Source organism: Kitasatospora sp. NPDC036755, assembly GCF_040636595.1.
Classification (GTDB): domain Bacteria; phylum Actinomycetota; class Actinomycetes; order Streptomycetales; family Streptomycetaceae; genus Kitasatospora.
The window spans coordinates 1-8,824 of record NZ_JBEZUT010000352.1 but is presented as its reverse complement, the minus strand read 5'-3'; the positions used below and the strand labels follow the sequence as shown (position 1 = coordinate 8,824).

The following is an 8,824-nucleotide window of genomic DNA, read 5'->3' as shown; positions in this document are numbered from 1 at the left end:
CCACCCTCACCAACGCCAAAAACACCTACGACCCCACCCACACCCTCACCCCCGGCCAAAACATCTTCCCCTAACCACAAACACCACAACGAGACAAGAGAACCCGGGGGCGGAATCACGAGCGCAGCGTCGTGGGGCCGAGCCGGAACCCGGGCCCCGTCCAAGGGAATTCGCGAGAGAGCGCAGAACCCGTACCGGAACCGACCCAAGCAACAAGGGAATTCGAGGATTCAGCGGATTCCCCCCTCCGCCCCGCCGAGCGAAAGGCCCGATTCCCCGTGCACGCCATTCACCACACCGACCGGACCATCCTCGACCACCCCACCCACGAGGTGTGGGACGCCATCGTCGACGAGCTCAACGGCAGGACCACCTGGTGGCACCCGCACAACACCCACCAGCCGGGCGCCACCGGTCCGCAGCAGGCCGGCGGCACCATGACGACGACCATCCACCCGGCGGGTGTCGGCAAGCCCGGGCCCAAGCTCCGGTTCGCCTCGACCACCACCCAGGTCACCCCGGACGTCGAGCTCACCCAGACCCACACCGGCCACTTCCACGGGACGACGACCTACCGGCTCACGCCCCACAACAACAACACCCAGACGCTCCTCACGATCACCTTCGCGACCACGCCGCACGGTCTGGCCAAGATTCTCCACAAGCTCACGAACCTGACGACCAAGCACACCGCCGCCACCCAGGACGCCCTGGGCAACCTGCACCGCCACCTCGGCAAGCAGAAGTAGGACCCACCGGACCCGGAACAGGAGGCCCCCGTGACCATCACCGAGATCCCCGCGCTGCCCGCCCGGCACGCCGTCACCACGACCGACCACACCGCGACCACCGACGACCACGCGCAGCTGGCCATCACGGTCCACCAGCCGGTCGAGCCCGATCCGAGCCGGCCGCTGGTGCTGCTGGTGCACGGCTGGGCGGCCTCCCGGACCGTCTGGCACGCCACCGCGCGGCGGTTGGCGGCGGCCGGGCACACGGTGGCCTCGTACGACCAGCGCGGTCACGCCTCGTCCTCGGCCGGGCAGGAGCCGATCAGCATCGCGCGGTTGGCGCGGGACCTGGACACCGTCGTCGGGACGCTCACCACGCCGGAGCGGCCGGTCGTGGTGGTGGGGCACTCCGGGGGCGGCTACGCGGCGCTGGCCTGGGCGGCGGGGCTGTCCGCCGGGAAGGGCGGGGCGGGAGTCAAGCGGCTGGCGGGGCTCGTGCTGGTGTCGACCGCCTCGCACGGGCAGGACACGCCGGCGAGCGAGGTGAAGATGATGGGGTCGAAGCTGTTCAGCCGGGCGCTGGGGACCCCGTGGCTGGGCCGTCGGCTGCTCAGCGGGACGCACGGGCCGGCGGCCTCGCTGACGGTGCGGGAGGCCAACCGCCGGCTGTTCGCCGCCACGTCGCCCGCGGTCCGGGCCGCCTGCTTCGCCTCGTCCCAGGGGATGGACCAGCGCGCGGGCCTGGCCGGGATCACCGCTCCGACGGCGGTCATCACCGGGACCGAGGACAAGGTCGTGAAGCCCGACTTCAGCCGGGAGCTCGCGGCGGCGCTGCCGCACGCCGAGCTGCACCGGATTCCCGACACGGGCCACATGGTGCCGTTGGAGACCCCGCAGCACGTCGCGCACCACGTCCACCTGCTCGTCACGGCCGGCCGCTGACGACCGTGACCACCACCGCCCCCGCCGGCGTCCTGGCCGCGCTGTTCCCGCCCCATGTCCACTGCGCCGAGTCCTTCGGCGACCCGTCCGAGGAGCGGCTGCTGCCCCTGGAGGCGGCGTACATCCGGGACCGTTCACCGCGCCGGCGGCGGCAGTTCGCCACCGCCAGGGCGCTCGCCCGCCAGGCGCTCGGCACGCTCGGGCACCCGCCGGTGCCGCTGCTGCCGGGGCCCGGCGGGGCACCCCGGTGGCCGGTGGGCGTCACGGGCAGCATCACCCACACGGACGGGTACACGGCCGTCGCGGTCGCCGCCACCGGGCGGCTCGGTTCGCTCGGGATCGACGCCGAGCCCGCCAGGCCGCTGCCCCGGGGGGTGCTGCGGCTGGTCAGCGGCGAGGGTGAACGCGGTGCCCTGGCGGCGCTGCCGGAGGGCCGAGCTCCGTGGGACACCGTCCTGTTCAGCGCGAAGGAGGCCGTCTACAAGGCCGTCCATCCGCTGACCGGCATCTGGTCCCCGCTGGCGGCCATCACCGTCACCGTGCACGCCGACGGCACCTTCACGGCCCGGCACCCCCACCACCCCGCCGTCCGCACCGGTTCCTGGGGCGTGCACGGCGAGGTGGTCGTCACCGCGCTCGCGCTGCCGCCGGCGCACCGGGCGGCCGCCGGATGAGACGCCCCGGCGTCCGTGAACCGCGCGAGGGGGTTTCGCACCGTTCCGGGTGGCGCGCAGGGCGCGATCGGACCGCGCGTTCCTGAAGCGACGGGCCTGACCGAGGCCACGGCCTCCCGGGTGTCCGGGCCGGGCCTGGCCGGGCCGGGCCGGGCCGGGCCGGGTCCGGCTGCCGGGTGGGGGGGTCAGTCCGACGTGGCCGGGGCGCCGGGGCGGTCGCCCTGGCGCGCGATGGCCATCGACCACTGCGGGAATTGCTCCGCGGGCACCGCGGGGGAGGCGGCGGAACCGGGGCGGAGCGACGCTGCCGGGAGGAACACGGCGCGGCAGCGTCGGCACAGCCAGGTCGCCCGCCACACCTCGTGCAGCTGCTGCCACTGCTCGTAGGTCCGCGGCCACTGGTCCGCCGTGCCGCTCCGGCGACTCCGGCGGCTCCGGCCACCGAAGTGGACGGCGAGTCCGACGCCCAGCAGGACCGCGGCGATCAGGAACGCACCGTAGTGGTAGCCGAACTGGTACGCGGCGTCGTCGACCTCGGCGTTGTCACCGGAGAGCAGCGTACGCAGTCCCAGCAGGCCGAGGAGGCCGGCCAGGACGAAGAGGGTGATCGCGGCCCCGCTCGTCCCCTTGGGCTCGGGGTCCATCGTCAACAGCGCCCGCGTCTGCGGGTCGAGCGGCCGGTCGGAGTCCAGGAGGGCGTTTCGCACGGGGACGGTTTCGTCCGCCGCGGCGCAGGTCGGGCAGGTGGTGCTCATCGAGAGGTGGCTCCGAAGGTGGTGCTTGGTGTACGTGCTGTACGGAAGAGCCCGTAGTACAGCACAGGGAACTGACTGCTCGTGCGACCGGCCCCCGTGACGGAAGGCCTCTCCGGCGGGTTGCGGCCGGGCGGCTCACGACGCCAGTGGGCCTCCGGGGCCGAGGGCGAGGTCGGCGAAGCGCTTCGCGATGAGGCGGTGGGCCTCCGGGGAGGGGTGGAGGCCGTCGGGGAGCGGGTGCGCCTCGTGGTCGGGTTCGCCGTAGAGGGCCAGGCCGTCCAGGTGGTGGAGTCGGTGGTCGCCGTCGGCGCGGCGCTCGGCGACGATGCGGGCGAGTTCGGCGCGGATGACGGTGAGGGTGAGCCGGCCGGCGGCGACCTCGGCGGGGTCGCCGGTGGCGCGGAAGCGCAGGGTTCCGCTGCTGAAGTCGGGGGCGAGCGGGCCGGGTACGGTCTCGTGGAGCGGGCACAGCAGCGGGGAGACGATCAGCAGCGGCGTGGTGGGGTGGCCGTCCCGGACGGTGTCCAGGAAGCCGTGGACGGCCGGGGTGAAGGCGCGCAGACGCATCACGTCGCTGTTCACCAGGTTGATGCCGATTTTGAGGCTGAGCAGGTCCGCGGGGGTGTCGCGGATGGTGCGCGCGGTGAAGGGGTCGAGCAGGGCGCCGCCGCCGAAGCCGAGGTTGACCAGGTCCAGGCCCGCGCCGTTGGCCGCCAGGGCGGGCCAAGTGCCGCTGGGGTGCGCGGCGTTGGAGCCGTGGCTGATCGAACTTCCGTGGTGCAGCCAGCGCTTGCGGGTGCCGGCCGGGAGCGGTTCGATCGGGGCGTCGGTGTCGAGGGCGATCAGTTCGGTGGTCTCGGTGTGCGGGAGCCAGATCTCGACGGTCTTGTCCCGCTCCGGCAGGCCGGTGAACCGCGCGCTGCCGGGCGGCCCTTCGGTCAGTTCGACGCGGCCGGTGGCGAGGTCGACGGTGCGCAGGTCGCCGCCGGGGACGGAGGTCTGCGCGGCGAGCCGGCCGTCCACCAGGAGGTCGTAGACGCCGTCCGGGACGTTCGGGACGCCCGGGTAGGCGCGCTTGGTGGGGACGGCGTGCAGGGTGACGGCGGTGGCGCGGGTGCGGAAGGCGAGCCGGACACCGGAGGGCTGGGACTCGGCCATCGCGAGCTGCTCGTCCGGGATCCGTCGGCGGGCGCCGGCGGGCAGGCGGTGCGGCAGCAGGCCGCGCCGGGTGCGCTCGGTGTCGAGGTGGCCGTGGAGGAGGTCCTCGGTGACGGGGGTCGTGATCGTGGTCATGGTGCTGCTCTTCGGTTCGTCGGGGGGGGTACGGGGTGCGCGGCGGGACGGGTCACCCGGCCGTACGGGCCCCGCCGGTGCGCAGCAGGGCGTCGAGGGAGTCGATGATCCACTCCCAGGACTGCCGCGGGTCGACGGCGGTGTGGCTGAACCCGCCGGCCGCCTCCAGGCTGATGTAGCCGTGGAAGACGCTGCCGAGCATGCGCACCGCGTGGGTCTGCTCGGGCTCGCCCAGGTGGTAGCCGCGCAGGATGGCCCTGGTCATCTGGGCGTGCCGGACGCCCGCGCCGGCGGCGGCCGTCTCGGCGTCCAGGCGCAGCCGGGTGGCGTCGTAGCGGCCGGGGTGGCGGGCCGCGTAGTCGCGGTAGGCGTCCGCGAAGGCGGCGAGCGCGTCGCGGCCCGCCCGGCCGGCGAGGGCGTCGGCGACGAGGTCGGCGAGTTCCTCCAGGGCGTACAGGGCGATCCGGGTCTTGAGGTCCTGGGAGCTCTTGACGTGGGAGTAGAGGCTGGCCGTGGCAACGCCGAAGCGGCGGGCGACGGCGGCGACGGTCACCTGCTCGAAGCCGGCCTCGTCGGCGAGTTCGGCGCCCGCGACGACCACGCGTTCGGTGGTCAGTCCTGCCCTTGCCATGTGTTCCCTCCCGTACGGCCGCGCCGGTTGTCTACGTCCAGTATGGGATTACCTAAACGGTTTAGGCAAGGCGCGAATGCCTGACGGGCCCCGAACCCCCGAGGCACCCGCTCAGCCCGCTCAGCCCGCTCAGCCCGCTCAGCCCGCTCAGCCCGCCAGGATCACCGTCTCCGCCGGCCCCGAGAAACCCACCGGCTGCGCCGGGGTGCCCGTGGCGGCCATCCGGCGGTGCTCCTGCGGGCTGACGCCACGCACCCGCTTGAAGGCCGCCGAGAGGGCGAAGGCGTTGCTGTAGCCGACCTTGCGGGCCGCGAAGGCCACGGTGCACTCGGGCTCGCGCAGCAGGTCGGCGGCGACCGCCAGGCGCCAGCCCGCCAGGTACGCCATCGGGGGCTCGCCGACCAGGGCGGTGAAGCGGCGCGCCAGTCCGGCCCGGGAGACCCCGACCCGCTGGGCGAGCTCGGCGACCGTCCAGGCGGTGGCCGGGTCGTCGTGCATGAGCCGCAGCACCGGCCCGACCACCGTGTCGTGCTGGGCGCGGTACCAGGCGGGGGCGCCGGAGTCGGGGGCGGCCAGCCAGGCCCGCAGCACGGAGACCACCAGCAGGTCCAGGATCCGGTCCAGGACGAGCTCCTGGCCGGGCTCGTTGCGCCCTATCTCGGCGGCCAGCAGGTGCACCAGGGTGTCGTCGGCGCCGGTGCCGGCCGGGCGGACCAGCAGCGCGGGCAGGCAGCCGAGCAGCCGCTGGCCGATCTCGTGCTCGGCCTGGTAGGTGCCGGACAGCACCACGGAGGAGGCCCGGTCGCCCTCCCGGCCCTGGCCCCAGGTCCGGACGCCGAGCGACATCACCTCGGAGACGTCCACCCCGCCCCTGGTGCAGACCTGGCCCGGGCCGACGATCACGTCCACCGGGGTGTCCGGGTCGTCCGCCACCGTGTACGGCTCCGGGCCGCGCACGATCGCCACGTCCCCGGGGTGCAGCAGCAGCGGGGTGCCGCGCTCGGGGAGGATCCAGGCGTCACCGCGGACCATCGTCACCACCGAGAGCGGGGCCCGGTCCTCGATCCGCAGCGACCACGGCGGGGTGAGGATGGAGCGCAGCAGGAACGCGCCACGGGCCTTGGGGCCGTCGAGGAGTCCCGTCAGAGTGTCCATGCCGCCAAGTGTAGACGGCGGGACATCATTTGACGGTTCGTCATTTGAGGGACTCTTGAGCGATCGAGGTGGCTCGCGCCGCCCGGATGCCGGATGATCTGCCCACGGGGATACGGATCCGAGACACGGCGGCCGCGGTCCAACGGGACCGACGGCGAGAAGTGAGGGGCTCACGACGATGGAAACGGCACGCACACTCGTCCTGGTGGCGGCCACTGTCACCTGTGGACTGACCGCAGGACTGTTCTACGGGTTCTCGTGCTCGGTCATGCCCGCGCTCGCCCGGGCCGACGACCGGACCTTCATCGAGGTCATGCAACGCATCAACAAGGCCATCCTGAACGGCTGGTTCGTCCTCGGCTTCGTCGGCGCGCTGCTCGCCACCGCGGGCGCGGTCGCCCTGCACCTGCCCTCGGACGGGCACGACGTCCTGCCCGCGACCATCGCGGCGCTGGTGCTGTACGTGGCGATGATCGGGGTGACCCGATCGGTCAACATCCCGCTGAACGACGAGCTCGAAGCCGCCGGCCCGGCCCAGCGGATCACCGACCCGGCCGCGCTGCGCGCCCGCTTCGAGGCGCGATGGGTGCGCTTCAACGTGCTGCGCACCCTGCTGTCGACCGGCGCCCTGGCCTGCCTCGCCTGGGCACTCGTCCTCAACGGGCAGAGCTGACCGGACCGGAACGACCCACCGGGCGGCCCCGAGCGCGCCGCCCGCACCCGCCACCCTCTGCCGCTGGCCGGAATCAGCCGCAGAGGGTGGCGAAGCCGTACCCGCGCGCCTTGAGCGTGGAGATGATCGTCGGCAGCGCGGCCACCGTCTGACTGCGGTCGCCGCCGCCGTCGTGCATCAGCACGACCGAGCCGGGGCGGACGTTGTTCAGCACCCGCGACCTGATCGCGGCCGTACCGGGACGGGACCAGTCCGCCGGGTCCACCGACCAGAGCACGACCTGCTTGCCGAGCGCCGAGGCCTTCGAGCGCACCGTGCCGTTGACCGCGCCGTACGGCGGGCGCAGGCAGCTCGGGGTGCGGCCGGTCTGCGCGCGGATCGCCCGGTCGGTGTCGGCGAGTTGGGAGTCGAGCGCGGCCGCGGAGAGCTTGCGCAGGTCCGGGTGGGACCAGGAGTGGTTCTGCACGCTGTGGCCCTGCTTGGCGACCTGCGCGGTCACCGAGGGGTGGGCGGCGACGTTCTGCCCGATCTCGAAGAAGGTCGCCCGCACCCCGTACCGGGCGAGCGTGGCCAGGACCTTGGGTGTGTAGGCGGGGCTGGGGCCGTCGTCGAAGGTCAGGTAGACCACCTTGGCGCCCTTGGCGCCCTTGGCGCCGGCCGCCTGCGCCTCGGTGGCGGGCAGGGCGACGGCCGCCCCGGCCGCCAGGGCGACGACGAGTGCGCCGACCGCCGACCGCAGCCTGCCGACTGCCTTGCGCCTGCCGGGTCGTACGGACATGTCTGCCCCCTGCGGTCGGAACTCCCGTGCACCGGCCAGTCTGCGCCCGCCGGGCCGCCCGCCGCGACCCTCCGTCGGTCGCGAGCGAACGGAACCGGCCACCCGGGCAACCGGGTCGGGGCCGCCCGGGACGTGGGCGGCAGGCCGATGCCCCCGGCGGCGTTCCGTCGGGGGCATCGTGCGAGGGGCATCGCGTGAAGGGCATCACGCAAGGGGCGCCCTGCGATCACCGTCCCTGCGAGCGACGTCCTGCGAGCGGCGCCGGGCGGGGCTTCGGCGGTCAGCGCCCCGCGCGTCCGTGCAGCACCAGGGAGCGGGTCAGCGCCAGCAGGCCACCGGCGCACAGCGCGGTGCGCAGCATGTTGACCGGCACCCAGGTGTCCGCGAACTTGGCGCGCACGGCGGCGAGATCGTGGATCTGCGAGGGGTCGCCGGCCGCCGCCAGCTCGTTGTTGAGCGGGATGTTGACGCCCATGGTGACGAACAGCGCCACCAGGTAGAGCGCCGTCGCCAGGGCCGCCCACAGCGCCGCCTGGCGCCGGCCGGCCCGGTGCTGCAGCCAGGCGGCGACGCCGGTGGCGAGGAACGCGCCGACGAAGACCAGGCCGAACAGCCCGTTCCCGTCGATCGCCTTGTTGATCTGCTGCATCGCCGCCACGTAGGTGTGGTCGTCGCCCGCCGCCAGGCCCGGCATCACCGAGACGTCGAAGGCGAAGAACAGGCCCGCCATCAGGCCCATCGCGACGGTGGCGCCGACCAGGAGCGGGCCGGCGGCCCTGCCCCCTCGGGCGGCGGGCACGGCCGGGGCCGCGCCGCCCGGCGCGAGGCCGGTGAAGGACTGTGCGGCGGTGTAGGAAGCTGGGGTCGCGGTCTGATTCGAGCGCATCGGTATTCCTTCGGTCTCCCCGGTCCCCGCCCGACGCGGGGACCCTCCCGGTGTCCGGGCCTCCGGCCTCCTCACCGCTCCCGGCCGAGGCCGGGGTTTCGGTCAGGCGGTCGGCGCCGCCCGGCACCGACGATCAAGTGAACTGCCGTACGGACGGCAGGTGTTGCTCTTCCGGCTGGTCACGCGTTCCACACGCCGGAGGCGGCGGCCGCACGGGCGTAGTCGGCGAAGTCCCGCGGCTCACGGCCCAGCGCACGCCGCACCCCGTCACCCAGCGACGCGTTGCGCCCGTCCAGGATCACCGAG

Annotated in this window: 10 protein-coding genes and 1 pseudogene; 4 read left to right on the top strand and 7 right to left on the bottom strand. The window is 74.0% G+C overall.

Annotated elements, in window-relative coordinates; translation table 11 throughout:
* Positions 1-278 precede the first annotated feature (278 nt).
* The 3 genes from AB0E96_RS34690 to AB0E96_RS34680 are packed head-to-tail and all read left to right on the top strand — an operon-like array spanning position 279 to position 2,347.
* Positions 279-749, top strand: a complete 471-nt coding sequence (locus AB0E96_RS34690; RefSeq protein ID WP_359829776.1) for a hypothetical protein — start codon at positions 279-281, stop codon at positions 747-749.
* 30 nt (positions 750-779) lie between these two features.
* On the top strand, positions 780-1,673 hold the full coding sequence (locus AB0E96_RS34685) for an alpha/beta fold hydrolase (protein ID WP_359829775.1): 894 nt from the start codon (positions 780-782) through the stop codon (positions 1,671-1,673).
* A 5-nt stretch (positions 1,674-1,678) separates the two neighbouring features.
* A complete protein-coding gene (locus AB0E96_RS34680) occupies positions 1,679-2,347 on the top strand; it encodes a 4'-phosphopantetheinyl transferase superfamily protein (protein WP_359829774.1) in 669 nt (222 codons plus the stop codon).
* 185 nt (positions 2,348-2,532) lie between these two features.
* Here AB0E96_RS34680 and AB0E96_RS34675 read toward each other — a convergent pair whose 3' ends face one another.
* The 4 genes from AB0E96_RS34675 to AB0E96_RS34660 all read right to left on the bottom strand — a co-directional run bounded on the left by AB0E96_RS34675 (position 2,533) and on the right by AB0E96_RS34660 (position 6,181).
* Positions 2,533-3,102 (bottom strand): hypothetical protein, encoded by a 570-nt coding sequence (locus tag AB0E96_RS34675; protein WP_359829773.1) that lies wholly within the window; start codon positions 3,100-3,102, stop codon positions 2,533-2,535.
* A 135-nt stretch (positions 3,103-3,237) separates the two neighbouring features.
* On the bottom strand, positions 3,238-4,395 hold the full coding sequence (locus AB0E96_RS34670; protein ID WP_359829772.1) for a GDSL-type esterase/lipase family protein: 1,158 nt from the start codon (positions 4,393-4,395) through the stop codon (positions 3,238-3,240).
* 52 nt (positions 4,396-4,447) lie between these two features.
* Positions 4,448-5,026, bottom strand: coding sequence for a TetR/AcrR family transcriptional regulator (locus tag AB0E96_RS34665; protein WP_359829771.1), 579 nt, complete (start codon positions 5,024-5,026; stop codon positions 4,448-4,450).
* A 147-nt stretch (positions 5,027-5,173) separates the two neighbouring features.
* Complete coding sequence (locus AB0E96_RS34660; protein WP_359829770.1) at positions 5,174-6,181, bottom strand: AraC family transcriptional regulator; 1,008 nt, start codon at positions 6,179-6,181, stop codon at positions 5,174-5,176.
* Positions 6,182-6,386: 205 nt separating this feature from the next.
* Between AB0E96_RS34660 and AB0E96_RS34655 the strand changes: the two genes are divergently transcribed.
* Positions 6,387-6,854: an anthrone oxygenase family protein gene (locus tag AB0E96_RS34655; protein WP_359829769.1), complete on the top strand. Its 468-nt coding sequence runs from the start codon at positions 6,387-6,389 to the stop codon at positions 6,852-6,854.
* Between the two features lie 73 nt (positions 6,855-6,927).
* Here the strand turns inward: AB0E96_RS34655 and AB0E96_RS34650 are convergent, their stop codons facing one another.
* The 3 genes and pseudogenes from AB0E96_RS34650 to AB0E96_RS34640 form a co-directional block, all read right to left on the bottom strand.
* The gene (locus tag AB0E96_RS34650) at positions 6,928-7,632 is read right to left on the bottom strand and encodes a polysaccharide deacetylase family protein (RefSeq protein ID WP_359829768.1); all 705 of its coding nucleotides are present in this window, start codon (positions 7,630-7,632) and stop codon (positions 6,928-6,930) included.
* A 280-nt stretch (positions 7,633-7,912) separates the two neighbouring features.
* Positions 7,913-8,518, bottom strand: a complete 606-nt coding sequence (locus AB0E96_RS34645; RefSeq protein ID WP_359829767.1) for a DUF1772 domain-containing protein — start codon at positions 8,516-8,518, stop codon at positions 7,913-7,915.
* A 179-nt stretch (positions 8,519-8,697) separates the two neighbouring features.
* Positions 8,698-8,824 (bottom strand): annotated as a pseudogene (locus tag AB0E96_RS34640) (NmrA family transcriptional regulator); the annotation flags it as partial.